Below are 19,998 nucleotides of genomic sequence, written 5' to 3' on the forward strand. Positions count from 1 at the left end.
AGTTCGCTAAAAAATAAGCGCAGGCAGATGCCACCTTTGCTATGCGCATATTTTTCGTGCTGAATATCATTTATTTTAAATAGCGGCCAATTATTTATTGTGCTGCGCGAATGCTACTGCCTGCTATTTCACTGACGCTGAGGGTTGTTATGTCTGCATTTTTTTCTAAATTAAAAGTTACACTGGCGCTGGTTGCCTGTTCGGCGAGTTTTGTCGCTATGGCCCAGGATAAATTAGTGGTTGGCGTTGATACCGCATTTGTACCGTTTGAATTTAAACAAGGTGATAAATATGTCGGTTTTGATATCGACTTATGGGATGCCATTGCGCAGAAAATGGATGTCAGCTATGAATTACGTCCGATGGATTTTGGTGGTTTAATTCCAGGCCTGCAATCACGCAATCTGGATGTGGCGATGGCAGGAATTACTATCACCGATGCCAGAAAGCAGGCGGTCGATTTCAGCGATGGGTATTACAATGCTGACCTGTTAATGGCGGTGAAAAACGGTGATAACACCATTACCAAATTTAGCGATCTTGCCGGTAAAAAAGTAGGGCTGAAGCAGGGCACTGCTGCCGCCAGCTTTATGAAAGCAAAATATAAAGCAGACTACATTGAGTTCCCGAATATCGATAATGCCTATCTCGATCTGCAGGCGGGTAATCTGGATGCTGTGGTACATGATTCGCCAAACGTGCTGTACTACGTGAAAATTGCGGGAGATGGCAAAGTGAAATCTACCGGTGAAACCGACAGCATTTTGCCACAGCAGTATGGCTTTGCCCTGCAGAAAAACAGCAGCTGGACGCCGAAAGTCGATGCTGCGCTGAAAGCATTACGTGCCGATGGTACTTATAACAAACTTTATGTGAAATGGTTTGATAAGCAACCTAAATAATCCCTTCAGGCCGGTGAAAACCGGCCTGAATTAAGGCAATCTGGTCGATATATGAATTTCGAAACAAAATATATATGGGAATCCCTGCCACTATTATTACAGGGGTTGCAACTGACGCTAATCATCTCACTGGCAGGTTTGTTGGGCGGCTTTACCATTGGCCTGCTGGCAGGCACCTGCCGCGCACTTGGCGGCAAGATAACGAAGACGATATCGCTTATTTTCGTTGAACTTATCCGTGGTACGCCAATTATGGTACAGGTGATGTTTATTTACTTCGCTTTACCCATGGTGCTGCCGATTCGTATTGATCCGGTTACCGCAGCAATTGTTACCATTATTATCAACTCAGGCGCCTATATTGCAGAAATCACCCGTGGCGCCATTCTGTCAATCAATAAAGGCTTTAAAGAAGCGAGCCTGGCGATGGGCTTGTCCCAGCGCAGTACGCTGTGGTTCGTCATAATGCCGCTGGCGCTACGCCGGATGATCCCGGCACTGGGCAACCAATGGATCATCAGCATTAAAGACACCTCACTGTTTATCGTGATAGGCGTGGCTGAATTAACGCGTCAGGGGCAGGAAATTATCGCCGGAAACTTCCGTGCGCTGGAAGTGTGGACCGCAGTGGCGCTGATTTACCTGCTGGTAACGCTGTGCCTGAGCTTCCTGCTGAAGCAACTGGAAAAAAGGATCCATATTTTATGAGCATGGTTGAATTTAATGCGGTTTCTAAGCATTTTGGCGCCACCCAGGTGCTGCATAATATTAATTTGAAAATTGATGCTGGCGAAGTGGTCGTGATTATTGGTCCGTCGGGATCGGGAAAATCTACGCTGTTACGCTGTATTAATAAGCTGGAAGAGATTTCATCAGGCACTCTGCTGGTCGCTGGAATGCATATCACCGATCCACACGCCAATGAATGCGATATCCGTCGCGAAGCAGGTATGGTGTTTCAGCAGTTTCATCTGTTCCCGCACCTGACGGCGCTGGAAAATGTGATGTTCGGCCCGATTCGCGTACGCAAGCAGAGCAAAGCGGCAGCGCGTGAGCAGGCGCTGGTGCTGCTGGAGCGTGTTGGCCTGCGTGAAGGCGCTAATTACTATCCTGCGGCGCTTTCTGGCGGACAGCAGCAGCGCGTTGCCATTGCCCGCGCGTTGGCCGTGAAGCCGAAAATGATGTTGTTTGATGAGCCAACTTCGGCGCTCGATCCAGAGTTGCGTCATGAAGTGTTAAAGGTGATGCGCTCGCTGGCGGAGGAAGGGATGACGATGGTGATCGTTACTCATGAGATTGGCTTTGCCCGTGACGTTGCATCGCGACTGATTTTTATTGATGGCGGCACTATTGCTGAAGATGGCCAACCTGATATTCTGCTCAATGCCAGCAGCAATCCGCGTCTGAAAGCGTTTTTACAGCATGTTTCCTGAGCACAAGTGAATAATAACTCCATGAAAAAAATCACAATCAATGGTTCCGCTTTTGCCATCGGCCAGCGTCTGGGTGAGTTTGGCCGCGATGCCTGGCATCAGAAGCTGACGAAAACCCGCTTGTGGCAAACCGTGGTCGCCATGCAGGCATCTGAACAGTTGCAGACGATGCGCGCGGCGGTTATCGCGCAATATCCGCTGATCTGGCAGGAGCTGGAGGGAATGGCGCTGGGTCTGGAAGCCCCGGTTAACGAAGTCTTTGCCTGGAACTGCCGTGGCGATTTGCTGCGTTCCACCTCGGATGGTTGCACCACGGTCGCGGGCAGCACCGTGACAGGCGAATTAATTATCGCCCATAACGAAGATGGCTTTCCGCAGCTGCGTGATGATTGCGCACTGGTCAGCATTATGCAGGACGAAGGCGTGGGCTTTACCAGCTTCGTCTATCCTGGCTCGATACCCGGTCATACCTTTGCCGTCAATGAGAAGGGGATCGTTAATACCGTGAATAACATTCGTGCGCTGCACCGCCCGGCAGGCTTTCCTCGCCAGGTACTGGCCCGTGCCGCGCTCAATGCCAGTACGCTGGACGAAGCAGTGCTGCAATTGAAGAACCACGCGCGCGCTGGTGCTTTTCACCATACGCTGGGGCAAACAGGCGACAACCGTCTGTTCAGTGTGGAAGCCACCGGTTCAGGCTGTTCTGTGGTTGAGGTAAAGGCCACCATGGGCCATGCCAATCATCTTATTCATCCGGCGATGGCCGATGTGCAGCAGGTGGTGACAGGCAGTTCTGCTTCGCGGCAGGCAAAACTGGAAACATTACTGACCAGCCATCAGCGATTAAGTACTGAAGCGGCTAAAACCATTTTATCCGATCAGAGTAATGAGGCACTGCCCATTTATCGCCTATCCCCGGAAGATCCGGACGATGAAAATACGCTGGCAACCGCGGTGTTCACCCTGAATACCCGGCGGATTGAGTGGCAGATTTATGGGACTGACCGTCATAAGGCCGTTCACGAGGGAAGTTTTAGCTAATATACCGTTAACACAGGATGTGAATGATGGCAGATAAAGTGACTTTTAACCTCAGTTACAATGAGCTGATCTTCTTAATGGAAGATATGATACTGGACTGTCTTGACCAGATAAGGACCGGGCAGCCGGATCCGCATCTTTGGATGGAGAGGGCGCATACGACCAGAGATGTCTGGTACTCACTGGCGTGCGCTGGCGGCTTTCAGGAGGATATGGTGGAAGCCGACTATCTGCGCTTGCTGGCTATGACTGATGGTACAAAGCCGCATGATGGATCTGACGAAGATGGCGGGTCGATATAGGGAAATGATGATTGCCTGAAAGCTAAATCATAAGTGCCTCATAATCGAGACACTTTTTGAAATCAGCACTCTGTTGCTTCGCCATTGTACCCGGCTGGCGGCGGAACATCATATTGGCAAATTTCCCGATGCTTTAGTGATAAATCTCCTCCCGGTGAAACTTTCAATTAACTGCTCTCCTGCCAGCCATTCACCGTAGCCTGCAGCGGTATGAATATGACCTGCGCCTGGAATTACCTCTATTTCACTTCCCCATACAGAGGCCAGTTTATGTGCTCTTATTAATGAGAGGTGCTCATCGTTGTCACTGCAAATCAGCAGAGAAGCGAGCGGGATATTTCCATCAGGCAGTGGCCTCTGCTGCTGGATTTCCTGCAGCGCTGTCTGTGCGTCAACGTCGGCCGGGGCGACCATCACTGCGGCCTTGACCTTTTCACTGCTGCAGGATGCCGCCCATTGCGCGACGGTCACCGCTCCGCAACTATGACCGAGCAGCACGATATCACCTGCGGTATGGGCAATCGCACTATTCAGACGTTCAGTCCATGCCTGGCGGCAGGGGTGATGCCAGTCATCTTGCACAACGCGAGTGACATTGGTGTATTTCCGTTCGAGGTAAGACTGCCAGTGTTCTGGTCCCGAATTGGTATAACCCGGGACCAGCAGATAAGTTGTTTTCATGTTTACTCGAAGCAGACATCCGGGTTTTCGGACAGGGAGACAAACTGTTTGCTATTTTTATCGAGCGCACGAACCCCGCCGCTTTCAATGTCGTACACCCAGCCATGCAGGCGCAGGGCATTATTCCGCAATCCGACGGCGACAGAAGGGTGGGTTTTGATATTGTTTAACTGTGCAATGACATTCTCCTGCACCATCGCATTAACTTTTTCGTCTTCACTGGCATAGGTTTTCTTTTCAACCACGGCTTTAGCCGCATCAGCATAGTGCAACCAGTGAGCCACTGCGGGCATAGGGTCAAGACACTGGCAGGAAGCAATCGCTTTCATCGCGCCACAGTTAGAGTGGCCGCATATCACAATGTCGGTTACCCCTAATGCTACAACGGCATATTCGATGGTCGCGGATACACCACCTGGTTCCGGACCGAAAGAAGGCACGATATTGCCGGCGTTGCGAATAACAAACAGCTGACCCGGATCCTGTTGCGTAACAAGTTCCGGGACGAGGCGACTGTCTGAACAGGAGATAAATAAGGCTTTTGGATTTTGGCTGGAAGCCAGACTACGAAATAGCTCTTTTTGCTGGGGGAAGATGTCTTTCTGGAAGTTTAAAAAACCTTCAATAATATGTTTCATAACGGCAACTTTTCCTCGCTTCAGAGCATAAATTAAATTTCATTATTGCACCGTCATCACGGCAGGTTCAACTGGCTTAATGTCAGGAAGTGTCTGTGATGAAGGGAACAAGCTCCCAGCCGGGGCCACAGACCTGACAGATTCAGGTTCGGAATGAGGGGAAATGTTAACTCCCTCGTCATATAGCGTGCAAAATAGCGGTTAAAAGTTAACGGCGCTGATTGTATTATAATCTTCCCGCTGTTTTTTATCATGGCGTGACCAGCCCTTACCCATATTCCATGAATTGGCTGCAGGCCTTCGACGATCCTGAACGGGCCGCCCGGATTTATGGCAGTGATTTCCCGCTGGTGGATATCACGGTGATCCCCGACGAGGAGATCATGACGCATCGCAGCGTGGCGCTGCTGGAATATTTGCATAAACACAGCCGCCAGCGCGATCTGATGCTAATGCTGGAGCCACTGGCAACGATGATTAATGGCAATTACACTACAAAGGATCAACTGATTGCGGCCGTAAATTACATGCTGCAGGTTGGGGAAACAGCCGATCCGCAATCATTTATGCGCGCGCTGGCACAGCGCACGGGTCAATATGAGGAACTGATGATGACAGCTGCAGAAAAGCTTAAGCAGGAAGGTCTGGAAAAAGGTCTGGAGAAAGGGCGAATGGAAGGGATCATTGAGGTTGCCCGTAAAATGCTTTCTGAAGGTCTGGAACCCGCGAGTATTATGAAAATGACTGGCCTGACGGCAGAAGAGCTGAATCTTCTTCACCATTAGTGCGTGAGCGGACGTGATTGCCGCCAGTGCATGATTACTCATGCCGGGCAGAGTAGCGGCGCAATAACGTTTATCAGATGCTGATGAATGGCTGGCGCTGAGTTCATCCTGGTTCCTGGATAAAAAATATGGAACACCCTGCGCCAGCCAATTTGCCAGTTATGGCAGTTTCAAATTAGTTAAATAATCATATTGGATGCGTGTCAGATTGAGCTGAGTCTGGTTGAAATAAACGCCGATAAAGTTATCTCCTTGACCGACAATATCAATACGGTCAATCTGATTACTGTAGGCTAACTGGCGTAATATTTGCTGAATTTGCGTGGCATCGTTGGCTGGAATACCATTCTCAATGGTGGTTTTTTGTTCAAAAGAAACCGGGTTATTGCTTTCTAAGTCAGGCTTAAAATTCATCAGTTTTTTAAAAACGTCATTGCGGAACTCGCCAAAAGCGTTATAGGTGGTATTAAACGTCTCAGCCAGTTTTTTGATATGCGCCGCCATCTGATTTACTGAAGCTGCGCGGGTGGTGACATAGTGTGTTCCCAGGCCAGAGGCAACAAGTGCGCCCAGCTGCGCCAGACCTCTGCCAACAACGCTACCTGCACCGGCTGGCGCTCCCGCCAGGACTCCCGTGAAAAGGGATCCACCAATGAAACCGGTTACGAGTTTCGACATATTATCCAGATACTGAACACGAACGCCTTGTCGCCAGTTGGTGCCGGGGACAGTGGCCGAAATGCGGTTATCTATCTGTTCAATTCTTCCTGTCGGACGTCTTCTCCCCAGCTCAGGATCTGTTGAAGCATAGTTGCGGTTGTTTTCATCCTTGTATTTATTCAGCGTTAACGCGATCTGGCTGGTTTCCATTTGCGACAGCGCGGAGAGATCGCCGGGCGACATGGTTCTGACAAGAATCAGCGCTTCATTCAGAACCTGTTGCGGTAAAAAGCAGGCTGACACACTGGGATTCAATTCGGGTTGTGTGGTAAGCCCTGCGATTTCATGTGATTTAGGAAATGCCATAAAGTCCTCATCATTAAGATACGCTGCGTACCAGGGTTAGCTTGCTTTGTTCTGTTTTATATCCCAGCCCATCTGTACGGAAGCACCTCTGTTGCCCTTATCTGATTGCTCCCAGTATTCCGTCGATACTTTAGCTGCCTGAAAGGAATACTCCATACCGAGCGTGGATCCGTGTTTAACCCCGATAAAATCAGTATGTGTCACCAGCACATCTTCCAGGGTGATAAGGGTGTACTCCACTTCCTGACCGCCTGCTTTGCATACCGACAACTGAACTTTTGGCAGATGTTTACCGGCCGAACAGTATTGCAGTAATGTTGGGGTGGTCTTGTCGATGAGCGCCTGCACGCTGAGATCGCCGAAGTTTACTTTACCTGCGCCGCCTCCGCCGCCAACGGCCATATTACCAGGTTGCTGCGCACTCCAGCTGAACGAGTAGACATCGATCCATTTTTTATGATTCGCGTTTTGCGATTCACCCTCGATACCCTCAACTTTCAAAAACATATCTGTCGCCATGGCCTGATTCCCGGTTTTTCTTTATGAGAGAGATGCGAATTGATATAGCCCACACACATTAGTAAAATTTAACATAGCAACATGTCAATAAATTAACCGGATTGGAGTATTTATTGGGATGATTCTGAAAGTGTCTGGCGCGTTCTGGTGGGGGGCGCTGATAAAGGGAGGCTGAAGACCAGTGAGGCCTGACAGGCGAGTCGTGTTTCACGCATTACGTTTTAAGGTATTCCCCGCGACTCGCCAGGCATTCTGAATCTGGCCGCATCCCGCACCGGCGGCATACCATACAAACGGGCATATTCACGACTGAACTGTGATGCGCTTTCATAACCCACCGAAAAGGCGATGGAGGCAGCATCTCTCGGTTCGAACAGCAGTAACCAGCGCGCCCTTATCAGGCGCAATTGCTTCTGGTATTGAATCGGCGTCATGGTGGTGATGGATTTGAAGTGGCGATAGAAGGTGGCGACGCTCATATCTGCCATGGCCGCAAGTTGCTCAACGCGAAAGGGCTCGGTGTAATGCTCGCGGATCCAGTAGATGGCGCGGCGTATCTGTGACAAATGCCCGTCCGGACGCGCGATCTCACGCAGCATATCGCCAGACGGCCCCTGCAGAACCCTGAACAGAATTTCGCGTTCAATCATCGGCGCCAGCACTGCGACTTCTGCTGGCCGCTCCATCAGCCTCATCATGCGCAACCAGGCGTCGAGCAGTTCAGGCGTCGCGTCAGCGGCGGAAAAACAACAGCTGTTTTGCCGCTGTTTAAACCCAATATCTCCAGCCAGCAACGAGGTAATCATGCCTGGATCCAGAGCCAGACTGATAGCCAGAAAAGGCAGATCTGTCCCCGCGGGATAAATCTCCCCGGTTGCGGGCACGTCAACCGGCACCACGAAGTAACTCGCTGCGGCATAGTCAAAAAACTGCTCGCCAATCGACAGGGTCTTTCTGCCCTGTAGCACCAGATGCAGCATTGGCTGATAAACCTGGTTCGCACAGGCTTCGGCTCTGACCATCGTCACGCGTGGAATTCCGGTTTCAGTCCAGCGGTTATCAGCGCGCATCACGAGAGAGCGCAACTCATTCATAGCAGTATTCATGCCATCGAGCATAAGTCTGAACCGATGGCAAAACAAGCAGGGTGAGAAGAACAGGCAAGGATTAGAGAAGAATGGGTACGTGTGCGGGACGCTGTTGCCCGGATACTGTTTGCAGGCGGAACAGGGAAATCAGCTTTGCTGATGACATGTCATTCTGCATAAAACATTCTCAATGCCATTAAGGGTAACAAAATGAAATTAGATGGAAAAATTGCGCTGGTCACTGGCGCCTCCAAAGGCATCGGCGCTGGTATCGCCCGGGCATTAGGTGCGGCGGGTGCCATAGTGATAGTGAATTATGTATCAGGCAAAGATGACGCCGGAGCGGTTGTTGCGCAGATCCACGCACAGGGCGGAAAAGCTACCAGCATTCAGGCCGATATGAGTCAGGCCGCTGATGTTACACGCCTGTTTGACACGGTCAGGAGAGACTTCGGGACGCTGGATATTCTGGTAAACAATGCGGGTGTCGCAATATTTCAGATGATTGAAGCGCTTACTGAGGAAGCATTTCATCAGCAATTTAATGTCAATGTGCTGGGGTATCTGCTGGCGACCCGTGAAGCAGTAAAACTGTTTGGCCCACAGGGTAGCATCATTAACATCAGCTCGATCCTCAGCACCGACCCATATCTGGCATCGAGTGTGTATTCGGCGACCAAAGGTGCGGTGGATACGCTGACTTTCGCATTGGCCAGAGAACTTGGGCCACGCGGAATCCGAGTTAACTCTGTACTGCCCGGCCACACCAATACGCCAGGCACTGACGGTAATTTTGCCGGGGAGCTGGGAGAGAAACTTATCGCTGGCACCCCTCTGGGGCGTTTTGGTGAACCAGAGGATATTGCCCCGGTTGTGGTATTTTTAGCCTCCGACGATGCACATTGGGTAACCGGAGAATCTCTGCGGGTGTCAGGCGGCGTGCGCGGCGTAGGTTACTGACTTCTGCTGCAGCAGTGAAGCGGGGAAGAGAGCAACCCTTCCCCGGAGATCGCATTAAGCTAAATCGAAGCGGTCCAGATTCATCACTTTGGTCCATGCCGCCACAAAGTCTTTAACGAATTTCTCTCTGGCATCGCTGCTGGCGTAAACCTCCGCCACTGAACGTAATATCGCATTGGAGCCACAGACCAGATCTGCGCGGGTGGCGGTGAATTTCACCGCTCCGCTCAGGCGGTCACGTCCCTCAAACAGTTCAGCCGAAGCATCGACGGCTTTCCACTCGGTGCGCATATCCAGCAGATTGACAAAAAAGTCATTGCTGAGCGTACCCACATGATCGGTGAAAACGCCATGCTGGCTGCCATCAAAATTGGCGCCAAGTACGCGCAGGCCCCCCAGCAGCACCGTCAGCTCGGGAACCGTCAGCGTCAGCTGTTGCGCTTTATCAATCACCAGCGCCTCAGTGGAGGTGCCATTGCGTACGCCGCGATAATTGCGCAGGCCATCGGCAGCCGGTTTAAGCAGTTCGAAGAGCTCAATATCGGTCTGGTCCTGACGCGCATCGACACGGCCAGCGGCAAAGGGAACGGTAATCGCTGTTCCCGCTGCTCTGGCCGCCTGTTCAACACCGACCACGCCAGCCAGCACGATTATATCGGCCAGCGAAGCTTTGCCGGATGCCTGCTGAATAGCCTCCAGTACCGGCAGCGCACGGGCAGCTATCGCGTTAACTTCCCAGCCTCGTTGCGGCGCGAGAGCCAGTCGGCCACCATTGGCGCCGCCACGCTTATCGCCGCCACGGAAAGTCGACGCCGAGGCCCAGGCAACGGAAACCAGTTCACCCACCGTAAGACCTGAATGGGCAATCTCGGTTTTAAGCGTATCAATATCGGCCGCTGAGGGATAAAACAGCGGCTGTGGCAGCGGATCCTGCCAGATTAACTCTTCTGCAGGGACTTCCGGGCCAATATAGCGCGCTTTGGGTCCCATATCCCGGTGAGTCAGTTTGAACCAGGCGCGGGCGAAAGCTTCATTAAATGCCTGCGGGTCATTGAGGAAACGACGCGATATTTTCTCAAATTCCGCATCGAACCGCAGCGTCAGGTCGGTGACCAGCATCGTCGGTTTGCGTTTTTTCAACGGGTCAAACGGGTCAGGAATAATTTCAGGCGCGTTAGTGGCTTCAAACTGAATCGCGCCAGCAGGGCTGCGTGTCTGCACCCACTCATATTTAAACAGGTTTTCGAAGAAGTAGTGGCTCCACTGCGTAGGGGTTTGCGACCAGGCCACTTCCAGGCCGGAGGTAATGGCGTCAACGCCTGCACCGCTGCCGTGACTGCTGAACCAGCCAAGGCCCTGAGCTTCAATCGGAGCAGCTTCAGGATCAACACCCACATGGCTGGCGGCTGCTGCACCATGGGTTTTGCCCAGCGTATGACCACCGGCAATCAGCGCAACGGTTTCCTCGTCATTCATCCCCATATTGCCAAATGTGGCGCGAATGGCCGGAGCGGCTGAGGCCGGATCGCCACTGTGATTCGGACCTTCAGGGTTAACGTAAATCAGACCCATCTCGGTCGCGCCGATCGGCGCCTGGGCCAGAGATTCCGGATGACGGTGCTCCAGCCAGGTTTTCTCGTCGCCCCAGTTAACATCAATATCGGGTTCCCAGACATCCTCGCGCCCGGCACCAAAACCAAAGGTGCGGAAACCCGCGTTTTCCAGCGCGACATTACCGGCCAGAATATAGAGGTCGGCCCAGGATATTTGTTGGCCATATTTTTGTTTAACCGGCCATAGCAGGCGGCGAGCTTTATCAAGGCTGACGTTATCCGGCCAGGAGTTTAATGGCGCGAAGCGCTGCTGACCACGCCCGGAACCGCCACGACCATCCGCTGAACGATAGGTACCCGCACTGTGCCATGCCATGCGGATAAAGAGGCCGATATAGCTGCCCCAGTCGGCGGGCCACCATGGCTGCGAGTCAGTCAGCAGCGCTCTGAGATCGGCTTTGAGGGCGAAATAATCTAATTTGCTGAATTCTTTACGGTAATCGAAATCCTCGCCCAGCGGGTTTGAGCGGTTTGAGTGCTGGTTCAGCAGATCAACGCGTAGCTGATTAGGCCACCAGTCACGACTACTGGTGCCGCCGCCGGCGCTTTGGTTACCCTGATGAAAGGGGCATGATCCAGCAGATAAGGTATTGTGGGTATCAGTTGGCGTGCTCATTTTAGGCTCCGTTTATTTGTTTCTCGATTAACGATAAGCCTCTGCCTTAATAACTCATACCTGAATTAATCTACAGATTTGATAGCTGTTTCCTTTCAATCTCGGCTTTCAGGTGGATCTTATGACGGCTGGCGTGCAGGGGAGGGAAAACACCGGCGGGAAGCCCGCCGGGAGATTAGCTGAGGAATCAGAACATCATCACCATCCATGGATAAGCAATCAGCATCATTGAGCACAGGAAGATAGCGCCGAAGATGGTGCCCAGTCGCCAGTAGTCTTTCGTCGGCAGGTAGCCACTGCCGTAGTAAATCGGGCTGGGACCAGTGCCGTAAGGGGTAATAATCCCCATCACCCCCAGTGAAGTGACCATCATCAGGCAAAACACCGGCATATTGATGCCCGGTATGGACGCGGCAATGGTCAGCATGGCTGGCAACAGCGCGGTGGTATGCGCGGTGGTACTGGCAAACAGATAGTGCAACAGGAAGAAGGCGATCATCAACACCACCGCCGAAACTTGCGGGTCGTAACCCTGCAGCAGTACGCCGCCCTGTTTACCCAACCAGGCGATAAAGCCGACGCGCGCCAGACCATCAGCCAGCGCTACCAGCGTCGCAAACCAGGCGAAGGTGTTCCAGGCGGGTTTATTACTGGTAATGTCATTCCAGTTCAGCACTCCGGTCCACAGCATCAGTACCACCACCAGCAGAGCCGCCATTGCCGGTTCGATCCATGCGGTGGCAAAAATCCACATCATCAGCGCACAACAGACAAACAGCAGCAGCAGGATTTCGTGACGCGACAGCTTACCCAGTTTTTCAAGTTCACTACTGGCCCAGCGTGGCACTTCGTCATTAATTTTCACTTCCGGCGGATAGAACCAGTATGCCAGCAGAGGCATGGTGAGGATTAACAGCACACCAAGCGGCAGGAAGGCGAGAAACCAGGCTCCCCAGGAGATCTCAAAACCAATGATGCTTTTAACCAGCGCCAGCGCCAGCAGGTTTGGCGCCAGCGCCGATAGAAACATGGAACTGGTGATACAGGCCGCGGTGATCGCCACCCACATCAGGTAAGAGCCAATTCTGCGTGCGCTGGGATCGTTAGGTTTGGAGTCATACAGCGGCGGCAGGTTGGCAATGATCGGGTAGATGGTGCCCCCGCTGCGCGCCGTGTTGGACGGTGTGAAGGGAGCCAGCAACAGATCGGCGAAGGTAATGGCATAGCCCAGCGTCAGGCTACGACGGCCAAGATATTTCACCAGAATCAGCGCCAGACGGCGGCCGAACTGTGTTTTGTCATAACCGGCAGCAAACATAAAGGCACCGAAGATCAGCCACACTGTCGAGTTGCCAAATCCACTTACCGCCCATTTGAATGCCTCGGTGGCAGCCTTAAATTTGGGGTTGGCCAGTTCTGCCGGACTGAAGAGTAACCACTGGCTGAATAGCGCAATCACTACCACGCCGGTCAGGCCAATCACCGCGCCGGGCAGGGGTTCGAAGATCAACCCGATAATCACGCCAGCAAAGATGGCGAAGAAATGCCAGGCATAGGGCTCCAGTCCATCAGGCACCGGAACCAGCAGTAACAGTACGGCCACCAATACGGGCAGGAACAGCAATATCAGGCGTTTTTTTTGCCCCGCAGCGGCGGTCGCGGCCTTAGCGGGTTCACTAATCGTTGATATTTGTTTCATAGTATTTGTCTGTAAATGATGGAGGATATGTTTGACGCTCCGCTGTTCTGGAAACGCATTTGATTATTTCTCTGACTGTTTAACCATAACATCTGAAATATTTTTCTTACTGTTAAGGAGCGCACTTTTCTGTATTTACCCAGCGACAATAAAGCTGCAGGCGATTTTTATCTGAAGCCTTTTTTAATCTTTGATGATAGTAGTTTTTTTGCTTAAAAAAGCCAATAATATTTTTAACTATATGATAAATATATATTTATTTTTCATGTAAATGAAGGGTTGCTTTTTGTTGTATCTTGATTAACAATTTATGAGATTCTTGATTTATTCAATAATAAAACTCACCATTTGTTAAAATCAATCAATAAATAATGTCATTATGCAAGTGAAAAGTTCGAGGTATTAGTAGAATAATCCCGGCCTCTTTACTCAATGGTATTTACGCGCCCGCGCAAGCAATAAAGACTTTTCAATTTTGGAGTTGATCAACATGCATACGCTCACCCCGATACTCAACCCGCTAACCCTGCCGCGCGGCGCGGTACTTAAAAATCGGCTATTAATGGCGCCGATGACCACCTGCACCGGTTTTTATGACGGCACGGTTACCAGCGAGCTGGTGGAATACTATCGCGACCGCGCAGGCAGCATTGGCACCGTGATTGTTGAATGCTGTTTTATTGATCCTAAAGGCCCGGCTTTTCCGGGGGCAATCGGCATTGACAGCGATAATAAGATCGCGGGTCTGACGAAAATTGCTAACGCCATTAAGTCCAGAGGATCGAAAGCCATTCTGCAGATTTACCACGGTGGCAGGATGGTGGAGCCAGAGCTGATTGGCGGCAGAACCCCAGTCGCTCCCAGCGCCCTGGCAGCGCCGCGTGAGGGCGCGACGACGCCGCAGGCGCTGAGCGCTGAAGACGTCGATGTAATGATCACCAAATTTGGTGATGCGGTAAACCGTGCGATCAAGGCCGGATTTGATGGCGTTGAACTCCATGGCGCTAACACTTATCTGATTCAGCAGTTCTACTCACCCAACTCCAATCAGCGTGACGACAAATGGGGCGGCAGCCGCGATAATCGCGCGCGCTTTCCGCTGGAAGTGCTGGAAATCACCCATAAAATGGCGGCGCGTTTTGCCGCCCCCGACTTTATTATCGGTTACCGCTTCTCGCCGGAAGAGCTTGAAGTGCCGGGCATCCGCTTTGACGATACCCTGTACCTGCTGGAGAAACTCGCCGCGCGCGGGCTGGATTATGTGCATTTCTCGATGGGGCAGGTGCTGCGTCCTTCCATCGTCGACACCAGCGATCCAACACCGCTGATCACTAAATTTCTCGCCATGCGCTCAGCAACGCTGGCGAAAATTCCGGTAATCGGTGTCGGTGGCGTGCTGAATAAGGCCGATGCCGAGAGCGCACTGGAGCACGGTTTTGATCTGGTGGCGGTGGGGAAAGCCTGTATCGCGTATCCGGACTGGGCCGACCGCATTATTAATAATGAACATCTGGAGCTGTTTATCGACAGCACCAAACGCGAAGCGCTGAATATCCCGGAACCGCTGTGGCGCTTCTCGCTGGTCGACGCCATGATCCGCGATATGAGCAGCAGCGGTCGTAAATATAAAGCCGGAGTCTATCAGGAGAAAGTAGAAGCTGAGGCGCTGAAGCTGCAAATCAACGTCGTCCTCGATACTGACCGCATCACCGATATTACGCTGGTGCCGGATGATACGCTGGACGTCGATTTCACCACCACCTTCGAAAGTCTGCGCTCACGTATTCTGGTGGCTAACAGCCCGCATGTCGATGCAATTAGTGGTGCGACGACTCAGAGTGAGGCGCTAAAGAAAGCGGTCTCCCGTGCGCTGGCGACCTCCACGAAAGAGCATGTAATTGAGGAGGGGGGAAATCCGCAGGCCCCGCAAAATTACGATGTGGTGGTGGTTGGCAGCGGCGGCGCCGGTCTGGCTGCTGCCATCCAGGCCTTTGATGAAGGCGCCCATGTGGTGATTATTGAGAAGATGCCCACCATCGGTGGCAACACCATCAAAGCCTCGGTAGGAATGAACGCCGCAGAAACCCGTTTTCAGCAATTAAAGGGGATAAAAGACAGCAAAGATCTGTTTTATGACGAAACGCTGAAGGGCGGCAAATTTAAAAACAATCCGCTGTTACTGCGTGAGTTTGTCGAGCTGGCGCCGGAAGCGGTTGAATGGCTGGCAGCGCACGGCATTGAACTGAACGATATCACCATCACCGGTGGGATGAGCATTGACCGTACCCATCGTCCGGCCGATCGTTCTGCGGTAGGCGGTTTCCTGATTAGCGGTCTGGTGAGAAATATAAATCAGCGCAATATTGAAGTGCTGCTGGAAACCTCGGTCGCTGAAATTCTGACGGAGAACGGCGCGGTTAGCGGCGTGAAGGTGGTGGATGAGTATAATGACAGCCGGATTCTGAATGCCAAAAGCGTCATCGTCGCGACCGGTGGTTTTAGCGCCAACCGAGAGATGGTGGTGAAGTATCGCCCGGAACTGGATGGTTTTGTCACTACCAACCATAAGGGCGCCACCGGCAGCGGTATCGCGATTCTGCAACAGATTGGCGCGGATACCGTAGATATGGGCGAAATCCAGATTCACCCGACGGTGGAACAAACCACTTCATACCTGATCTCTGAAGCGATTCGCGGCGGCGGCGCGATTCTGGTCAGTCAGGCCGGTAAGCGTTTCTATAACGAGATGGAAACCCGTGACAAAGTTTCGGCGGAGATTATTGCGTTGCCGGAGAAAAGCGCCTGGGTCATCTTTGATGAGCAGGTGCGACTGAATAATAAAGCCGCTGATGAGTATATCGCCAAGGGCTTTGTGGTCAGCGCCTCTTCCCCACAGGCGCTGGCGGTGAAACTGAATATGGATTATCACGCCCTGCTGGCGACGCTTGAACGGTATAACCTGTTTGTCGGGCAGCAGAATGATGAAGACTTTGGTCGTCAGACCGCGCTGCGTCATCCGCTAAATCAGGGGCCATTCTATGCTATCCGCGTAGCTCCTGGGGTGCATCACACGATGGGCGGCGTCACCATCAACACCGATACCGCAGTGCTGGATAGCCATAAACAGGTGATTAAAGGCGCGTGGGCAGCGGGGGAAGTGGTTGGCGGCATTCACGGTGCGAATCGTATCGGCGGCAATGCGGTGGCGGATATTATTATCTTCGGCATTCTGGCTGGCCGTAATGCGGCGGGGCTGGCGCGACAGTAAGGGAAGGGCGTGGGGGCCGGTTATCAACGACATCGGCCCCTCAATAGCAATGTTTTTTCAGTGACGACTGGCGCAGCCGCATTTCGCCGTGCACGGCTTTAGCCAGATGCGAGTGCCTGATCTTAAGCTCGCCCTGCTGCCATCCGCCGTGGTGAGCAGAGCAAAAAATTCCGCTTTTAGCTTACGTTTACGCTGGTGCTGGCTGTCTTTTCGCCAAATTCTTCACGCATATGCTGCTCGATTTCCTCCAGGCTTTTACCACGCGTTTCCGGCAGCATAAAGGCGATAAAAATGAGTGACCCCACGTTGAGGACAGCAAAGATAAAGAAGGTTTTGCTGCCGGCATAGGCCATCAGCGGCGGGAAACTAAACGCCACCAGGGCATTAAAGATCCACTGCATCGATACTGCTGTACCGGTCAGTGCGCCGCGCAGTTGCATCGGGAAGAGCTCCGACATCAGCAACCAGTAGACCGGTGAGATACACATCTGCATAAAGAACAGGAAGAGCAGGATCAGCGCCAGCGCCATATAACTTTGCGTCATTCCTGCAGGCATCAGGGTCAGAACCAGTCCCAGCAATATCTGGCTGGCGATAACGAAAAACAGACCGGTCATCAACATTTTGCGTCGCGGGAAACGACTTACCGCCCAGATGCCGACACAGGTGGCGATCACCGAAACCACGCCGTTACCAATGGTCGCCGCAATGGCTGCGCTGGTGCCGAGTCCGGTCGTCTTCAGGATAATCGGGGTGTAATACATAAAGCCGTTCACCCCGGTAAACTGAATCACGAAACCAAGGCCGGTTCCAATCAGCAGCAGGCGCAATACCCACTTTTCTTTGAGCAGGGTATAAACATCCGGTCCGCGTTCCGCTTTTCGGGCCTGTTTTTTCATCTGATCGAGTTCTTTACGCACCTCGCGCGGGGTTTCCCGCAGGTATTTCAGCGTTTTTTTGGCTTCTTTCAGCCGCCCTTCAGCCACCAGCCAGTGCGGCGAAGCCGGAACAAAAAAGGTGCCAATAAATAACAGCAGGCCTGGGATCATTGCGATGGCCAGCATATAACGCCAGAGATGTTCATCGTGCAGCAGGTAACTGAGTAAAGTACTCGCCACATAAGCCACAAGTTGTCCGGTGACAATCATTAACTCATTACGGCTGACCAGCGGCGCTCGCAGTTTGGGGCCGGCGATTTCAGCGATAAATACCGGCACGGTGGCCGAACCGCCACCCACTGCTATCCCCAGCAGAAAACGCATCGCCACCATCACCGGCACGGATGGTGCCAGCGCGGTTCCCAGTGATCCAAGCACAAACAGCACGGCGAGGCTTCGCAGGGTGATACGGCGGCCAAACTTGTCGGAGAAAAATCCGCTAAGAAACGAACCCAGCGCGGCGCCAAACACCAGCGATGATGCCACCAGACCCTCAGTAAACGAAGTTAACCCCAGCCCACCCTGATCCACCGGTGAGGACATATAAGGTAAGGCGCCTGAAATAATGCCCGTATCATAGCCAAATGCCAGCGCCCCCATGGTCGCCACCAGCACTACAAAAAAAATTCTTTGCCTGACGGTAACTGCGGATGGAGATTCATCTGAAGCAGATGAATCAGTTGTTGTTGAGTTCATAGTGTCCCTGAATTAAGTGAAATAATAATAAGGCATCTCACATTTAAATTTAAAATCACAGAGTTCTGCGGTGAGGCGCGCGGGAAGTGTAGATGACAAATCCTTTTCTCACTAATGCATCAACAAAATAATAATCAGGCAATGAAATAAAATGGCTAAAACAGACACCGCCATTACTCTTTTGTTTGGCAAATCCCTTGTGCTGGATTTCGCGCAGGTTAAACAGGGACAGCGTGCAGGCCAACATAAGGAGTTTATGATGACGATGGCAGAAAAACTCGCGCAGGAAGGGGGTCAGGAAACAAAATTAGAAATTGCTCTCAAGATGCTGGCAGAGGGACTGAAGCCCTCTGCCGTGCTGAAAATGACCGGGCTGACGGAAGCTGAGCTGGACGAGATTCGTCACTGAGACCAGCAGAGAGTTATTATAAGTTTAAAAAAATCCTGGTGTCGGCCTTAGAAACTGCAATTTAACTTATAGCCCTGAGGCCGTGGGGTAACGGCTGGGCCATATATCAGAGGGATGTTTTGACAATACATCAGCAATAAGCCGCTCCCCCTTAGGCCATGGGCGCATCAGGGTGTTCCTCAGTGTCGAGGGAGCCAGCCCTGCTGCTCTGGAAAGCTCTGACATCGTTACTCCCCGGATTCTTAACTCTTTTTGAATTTGAGCAGATTTCCACTCTTTATTTTTCACAGCAAATTTTCCTTTTTGTTGTCTATAAGTCACATCACGTAAAATAACACACTTTTTTTGTGACTCATAGTCCGTGGACTGATAAGCATCAGTGAGTCATGTTACCCGGATGCATAATACAGAAACTATTCAGGCTCGCTTTGGTGAGCGCATCCGATCGCTTCGCACACAATCAGGCATGTCACAAGAAGTTTTTGCCGACAAGTGCGGGCTTGATCGCACCTATATCAGCGGTATTGAGCGCGGAGTGCGTAATCCAACTTTGTTAGTTATTAATGTGCTGGCTAAAGGTCTGGATGTGAAGTTGAAGGCTCTGTTTGACTGGTGATGGCAGAGTAAAGAAAAGTAAATGCCCGTAGCGCATCATAAAAAATGGCGCGAAGGGCGAAGTTGAATCTGAGATTTTGTTTTTCTTCACGATGTGCCAGCGTTTTACGATGCCGCGACCATAGAGTTATGCTATTTATTAGCAAGTAAATGATATGGCTAAGAGGATCGTTTTACGATGGATATCAATCAACTACCTGCCAGTTTTCTTCATCATCAGCATTTTCAACTTATCGCGCCGGATATGGCGTGGGTTGAGGAAATGCGACTGACTCTGAATGACTTTGACGCCGCACACCACGAATTTTTGCTCTGGTCACCCGGGATCCATTCGCCTGAATCGGTGCGGGAAAATATGAGGATAGCAATTCATAATTTTCAGCAAAATCAGGAAGAGTATAAATTTCTGATTATCAGCAATGATAATGGCGGATTACTGGGATGCATCAGTCTCTTTATCCGCAATGCCCGTATTCCCAGCTATGAAATTGGCTACTGGCTGGCCACCAAAGCGATGGGGAAGGGTATCATGCATCAAGCCTGCAAAATGGTGACCCATATTGCTTGCGATTTCTTCAGGGCAAAAAGAGTGGAAATTCGTGTCGCCGGGCGTAACCAGCGCAGTCAGGCTGTTGCGGTGAAATGTGGGTTTAAACTAGAAGCTATGTTGCGCAATGAACGTACAGACAGTCTGGGCCATACAGATGATACGTTGATCTATTGTTATTGTACGGCAGACAAAATGCAAAACGCCTGATGTCATTATCAG

20 protein-coding genes are annotated in these 19,998 nt (G+C 51.6%); 11 read left to right on the plus strand and 9 right to left on the minus strand.

Going from position 1 to position 19,998, the window contains the following annotated elements:
• Window positions 1-149: 149 nt before the first annotated feature.
• Genes glnH through J2125_RS20370 form a run of 5 tightly spaced genes read left to right on the plus strand, consistent with a single transcriptional unit; the run spans window position 150 to window position 3,678 of the window.
• Entirely contained in the window at window positions 150-902 is a 753-nt protein-coding gene (glnH, locus tag J2125_RS20350; protein ID WP_017801728.1) for a glutamine ABC transporter substrate-binding protein GlnH, read from the plus strand.
• 51 nt (window positions 903-953) lie between these two features.
• Window positions 954-1,610, plus strand: coding sequence for a glutamine ABC transporter permease GlnP (glnP, locus tag J2125_RS20355; protein ID WP_026111781.1), 657 nt, complete (start codon window positions 954-956; stop codon window positions 1,608-1,610).
• A gap of 2 nt (window positions 1,611-1,612) precedes the next feature.
• Complete coding sequence (gene glnQ / locus J2125_RS20360) at window positions 1,613-2,335, plus strand: glutamine ABC transporter ATP-binding protein GlnQ (RefSeq protein ID WP_026111782.1); 723 nt, start codon at window positions 1,613-1,615, stop codon at window positions 2,333-2,335.
• Between the two features lie 21 nt (window positions 2,336-2,356).
• Entirely contained in the window at window positions 2,357-3,376 is a 1,020-nt protein-coding gene (locus J2125_RS20365) for an acyl-CoA--6-aminopenicillanic acid acyl-transferase (protein ID WP_017801731.1), read from the plus strand.
• A gap of 23 nt (window positions 3,377-3,399) precedes the next feature.
• Window positions 3,400-3,678 carry a hypothetical protein gene (locus tag J2125_RS20370; protein ID WP_157819450.1) on the plus strand — a complete coding sequence of 93 codons (279 nt, stop codon included), beginning with the start codon at window positions 3,400-3,402 and terminating at the stop codon, window positions 3,676-3,678.
• A gap of 108 nt (window positions 3,679-3,786) precedes the next feature.
• Here J2125_RS20370 and J2125_RS20375 read toward each other — a convergent pair whose 3' ends face one another.
• Both J2125_RS20375 and J2125_RS20380 read right to left on the minus strand, forming a co-directional pair.
• A complete protein-coding gene (locus J2125_RS20375) occupies window positions 3,787-4,359 on the minus strand; it encodes an RBBP9/YdeN family alpha/beta hydrolase (protein ID WP_017801734.1) in 573 nt (190 codons plus the stop codon).
• Between the two features lie 2 nt (window positions 4,360-4,361).
• On the minus strand, window positions 4,362-4,997 hold the full coding sequence (locus J2125_RS20380; protein ID WP_017801735.1) for a carbonic anhydrase: 636 nt from the start codon (window positions 4,995-4,997) through the stop codon (window positions 4,362-4,364).
• A 221-nt stretch (window positions 4,998-5,218) separates the two neighbouring features.
• On the opposite strand from J2125_RS20380, the gene J2125_RS20385 reads away from it, so the two are divergent.
• Window positions 5,219-5,782 carry an Rpn family recombination-promoting nuclease/putative transposase gene (locus J2125_RS20385; protein ID WP_244987162.1) on the plus strand — a complete coding sequence of 188 codons (564 nt, stop codon included), beginning with the start codon at window positions 5,219-5,221 and terminating at the stop codon, window positions 5,780-5,782.
• 159 nt (window positions 5,783-5,941) lie between these two features.
• On the opposite strand, the gene J2125_RS20390 is transcribed toward J2125_RS20385, so the two are convergent.
• The 3 genes from J2125_RS20390 to J2125_RS20400 all read right to left on the minus strand — a co-directional run bounded on the left by J2125_RS20390 (window position 5,942) and on the right by J2125_RS20400 (window position 8,421).
• Window positions 5,942-6,808: a hypothetical protein gene (locus J2125_RS20390; protein ID WP_017801737.1), complete on the minus strand. Its 867-nt coding sequence runs from the start codon at window positions 6,806-6,808 to the stop codon at window positions 5,942-5,944.
• A gap of 36 nt (window positions 6,809-6,844) precedes the next feature.
• Window positions 6,845-7,327 carry an Hcp family type VI secretion system effector gene (locus J2125_RS20395; protein WP_017801738.1) on the minus strand — a complete coding sequence of 161 codons (483 nt, stop codon included), beginning with the start codon at window positions 7,325-7,327 and terminating at the stop codon, window positions 6,845-6,847.
• A 221-nt stretch (window positions 7,328-7,548) separates the two neighbouring features.
• Window positions 7,549-8,421, minus strand: coding sequence for an AraC family transcriptional regulator (locus tag J2125_RS20400; RefSeq protein ID WP_017801739.1), 873 nt, complete (start codon window positions 8,419-8,421; stop codon window positions 7,549-7,551).
• A gap of 204 nt (window positions 8,422-8,625) precedes the next feature.
• Here J2125_RS20400 and J2125_RS20405 point away from each other — a divergent pair, with 204 nt between their 5' ends.
• Entirely contained in the window at window positions 8,626-9,375 is a 750-nt protein-coding gene (locus J2125_RS20405) for an SDR family NAD(P)-dependent oxidoreductase (RefSeq protein ID WP_017801740.1), read from the plus strand.
• A gap of 54 nt (window positions 9,376-9,429) precedes the next feature.
• Here the strand turns inward: J2125_RS20405 and katG are convergent, their stop codons facing one another.
• Together katG and J2125_RS20415 are read right to left on the minus strand one after the other, a co-directional pair.
• A complete protein-coding gene (katG, locus tag J2125_RS20410) occupies window positions 9,430-11,604 on the minus strand; it encodes a catalase/peroxidase HPI (RefSeq protein WP_017801741.1) in 2,175 nt (724 codons plus the stop codon).
• A 187-nt stretch (window positions 11,605-11,791) separates the two neighbouring features.
• Complete coding sequence (locus J2125_RS20415) at window positions 11,792-13,303, minus strand: anion permease (protein ID WP_017801742.1); 1,512 nt, start codon at window positions 13,301-13,303, stop codon at window positions 11,792-11,794.
• A 490-nt stretch (window positions 13,304-13,793) separates the two neighbouring features.
• Between J2125_RS20415 and J2125_RS20420 the strand changes: the two genes are divergently transcribed.
• Window positions 13,794-16,571 (plus strand): flavocytochrome c, encoded by a 2,778-nt coding sequence (locus J2125_RS20420; protein ID WP_017801743.1) that lies wholly within the window; start codon window positions 13,794-13,796, stop codon window positions 16,569-16,571.
• Between the two features lie 176 nt (window positions 16,572-16,747).
• Here J2125_RS20420 and J2125_RS20425 read toward each other — a convergent pair whose 3' ends face one another.
• Complete coding sequence (locus tag J2125_RS20425; protein ID WP_026111784.1) at window positions 16,748-18,205, minus strand: sugar porter family MFS transporter; 1,458 nt, start codon at window positions 18,203-18,205, stop codon at window positions 16,748-16,750.
• 151 nt (window positions 18,206-18,356) lie between these two features.
• Between J2125_RS20425 and J2125_RS20430 the strand changes: the two genes are divergently transcribed.
• The gene (locus tag J2125_RS20430; protein ID WP_017801745.1) at window positions 18,357-18,614 is read left to right on the plus strand and encodes a hypothetical protein; all 258 of its coding nucleotides are present in this window, start codon (window positions 18,357-18,359) and stop codon (window positions 18,612-18,614) included.
• Between the two features lie 66 nt (window positions 18,615-18,680).
• Here J2125_RS20430 and J2125_RS20435 read toward each other — a convergent pair whose 3' ends face one another.
• A complete protein-coding gene (locus J2125_RS20435) occupies window positions 18,681-18,902 on the minus strand; it encodes a helix-turn-helix domain-containing protein (protein WP_071590513.1) in 222 nt (73 codons plus the stop codon).
• Window positions 18,903-19,080: 178 nt separating this feature from the next.
• Between J2125_RS20435 and J2125_RS20440 the strand changes: the two genes are divergently transcribed.
• Window positions 19,081-19,230, plus strand: a complete 150-nt coding sequence (locus J2125_RS20440; protein ID WP_017801746.1) for a helix-turn-helix domain-containing protein — start codon at window positions 19,081-19,083, stop codon at window positions 19,228-19,230.
• Between the two features lie 177 nt (window positions 19,231-19,407).
• Complete coding sequence (locus J2125_RS20445; protein ID WP_017801747.1) at window positions 19,408-19,986, plus strand: GNAT family N-acetyltransferase; 579 nt, start codon at window positions 19,408-19,410, stop codon at window positions 19,984-19,986.
• The last annotated feature ends 12 nt before the right edge of the window (window positions 19,987-19,998 follow it).

Origin of the sequence: Winslowiella toletana, from assembly GCF_017875465.1 — a bacterium.
Classification (GTDB): Bacteria; Pseudomonadota; Gammaproteobacteria; order Enterobacterales; family Enterobacteriaceae; genus Erwinia; species Erwinia toletana.

What these genes read in the sequence shown, in the direction of transcription:
- glnH (WP_017801728.1), top strand. Translation starts at nt 150, where the DNA reads ATGTCTGCATTTTTTTCTAAATTAAAAGTTACACTGGCGCTGGTTGCC.
- glnP (WP_026111781.1), top strand. Translation starts at nt 954, where the DNA reads ATGAATTTCGAAACAAAATATATATGGGAATCCCTGCCACTATTATTA.
- glnQ (WP_026111782.1), top strand. Translation starts at nt 1,613, where the DNA reads ATGGTTGAATTTAATGCGGTTTCTAAGCATTTTGGCGCCACCCAGGTG.
- J2125_RS20365 (WP_017801731.1), top strand. Translation starts at nt 2,357, where the DNA reads ATGAAAAAAATCACAATCAATGGTTCCGCTTTTGCCATCGGCCAGCGT.
- J2125_RS20370 (WP_157819450.1), top strand. Translation starts at nt 3,400, where the DNA reads ATGATGGCAGATAAAGTGACTTTTAACCTCAGTTACAATGAGCTGATC.
- J2125_RS20375 (WP_017801734.1), bottom strand. Translation starts at nt 4,359, where the DNA reads ATGAAAACAACTTATCTGCTGGTCCCGGGTTATACCAATTCGGGACCA.
- J2125_RS20380 (WP_017801735.1), bottom strand. Translation starts at nt 4,997, where the DNA reads ATGAAACATATTATTGAAGGTTTTTTAAACTTCCAGAAAGACATCTTC.
- J2125_RS20390 (WP_017801737.1), bottom strand. Translation starts at nt 6,808, where the DNA reads ATGGCATTTCCTAAATCACATGAAATCGCAGGGCTTACCACACAACCC.
- J2125_RS20395 (WP_017801738.1), bottom strand. Translation starts at nt 7,327, where the DNA reads ATGGCGACAGATATGTTTTTGAAAGTTGAGGGTATCGAGGGTGAATCG.
- J2125_RS20400 (WP_017801739.1), bottom strand. Translation starts at nt 8,421, where the DNA reads ATGAATGAGTTGCGCTCTCTCGTGATGCGCGCTGATAACCGCTGGACT.
- J2125_RS20405 (WP_017801740.1), top strand. Translation starts at nt 8,626, where the DNA reads ATGAAATTAGATGGAAAAATTGCGCTGGTCACTGGCGCCTCCAAAGGC.
- katG (WP_017801741.1), bottom strand. Translation starts at nt 11,604, where the DNA reads ATGAGCACGCCAACTGATACCCACAATACCTTATCTGCTGGATCATGC.
- J2125_RS20415 (WP_017801742.1), bottom strand. Translation starts at nt 13,303, where the DNA reads ATGAAACAAATATCAACGATTAGTGAACCCGCTAAGGCCGCGACCGCC.
- J2125_RS20420 (WP_017801743.1), top strand. Translation starts at nt 13,794, where the DNA reads ATGCATACGCTCACCCCGATACTCAACCCGCTAACCCTGCCGCGCGGC.
- J2125_RS20425 (WP_026111784.1), bottom strand. Translation starts at nt 18,205, where the DNA reads ATGAACTCAACAACAACTGATTCATCTGCTTCAGATGAATCTCCATCC.
- J2125_RS20430 (WP_017801745.1), top strand. Translation starts at nt 18,357, where the DNA reads ATGGCTAAAACAGACACCGCCATTACTCTTTTGTTTGGCAAATCCCTT.
- J2125_RS20440 (WP_017801746.1), top strand. Translation starts at nt 19,081, where the DNA reads ATGTCACAAGAAGTTTTTGCCGACAAGTGCGGGCTTGATCGCACCTAT.
- J2125_RS20445 (WP_017801747.1), top strand. Translation starts at nt 19,408, where the DNA reads ATGGATATCAATCAACTACCTGCCAGTTTTCTTCATCATCAGCATTTT.